The organism is Vibrio sp. 2134-1 (assembly GCF_033339495.1).
The window spans coordinates 1-992 of the sequence record NZ_JAWOUS010000162.1 but is presented as its reverse complement, the minus strand read 5'-3'; the positions used below and the strand labels follow the sequence as shown (position 1 = coordinate 992).

The 992-nt window shown below is 44.3% G+C and carries 2 protein-coding genes; both read left to right on the top strand.

The window, feature by feature from the left end; all coding sequences use genetic code 11:
- On the top strand, positions 1-362 hold a 362-nt coding region (locus tag R7R78_RS24650; RefSeq protein ID WP_225474440.1), incomplete at its 5' end, for a GyrI-like domain-containing protein.
- A 131-nt stretch (positions 363-493) separates the two neighbouring features.
- On the top strand, positions 494-992 hold a 499-nt coding region (locus tag R7R78_RS24645), incomplete at its 3' end, for an alkaline phosphatase (RefSeq protein ID WP_225474439.1).

The window sequence follows — 992 nt, the reverse complement described above, 5'->3', positions numbered from 1 at the left end:
GTCTATACGAACTGATGCAGAAAGAAAGTCTGCCCGTCAACGGCGAACTGTTCTGCTATTACCTTTCAATGGACATGAAGCTCGGTCATTTTGAATTTGTAACCTGCTTGCCCGTGAGTGAAATGGTAGAGGTACCAAATGGTTTTGTGTTTGGCACGATTCCAGCGTGTGAAACTTTTGTGATTGAGCACAAAGGTGACTACCAGTTTTTGGGCAATGCGTGGTCGTTAGGGATGAATTTGACACGCCAAAACGGCATAAAAGTGAAGAGCAAGCCTTTGGGGATTGAGCGCTACTTGAATAACCCGAATGAGACACCTAAAGCTGGCCTACGTACAGAAGTGATCCTATTTAAGAAATGATTTGGGTTGCAAAACCATGATGTAATACGCGGTTTCATCCTAACTGAATGATAGTATTGATGAATACTTGTAAGCAAAACAGTAATTAAAGTGACGGCTTATACTCGCAGTCACTTTTTCATGGATGAAATATGACAATCAGATACTCTTTACTTGCGGCCAGTTTACTGGCCGGGTTTGTTCACGCCAATGAAGCACCGAAAAATATTATTTATATGATCGGTGATGGAATGGGCCCTGCCTACACAACCGCCTACCGTTATTATCAAGATAATCCAGAAACTAAACAGATTGAGCCTACAGTCTTTGACTCGATACTGGTTGGCATGGCTCACACCTATCCCGATGATGATACTTATGTCACTGACAGTGCAGCAGGCGCGACGGCCTTAAGCAGTGGTATAAAGAGTTACAATGGCGCCGTCGCTGTCGATACCCATAAAAAGCCAGTTAAAACGATGTTGGAAGTAGCGAAAGAGCAGGGCATGACAACCGCTTTGGTGGCGACTTCGCAAATTAACCACTCGACGCCCGCCAGCTTTGCCGCGCACAACGAATCTCGTCTTAATTATGATCAGATATCAGTCGATTACTTGGATAACAAAGTAAATGGAAAGCTGCCCGTCTATC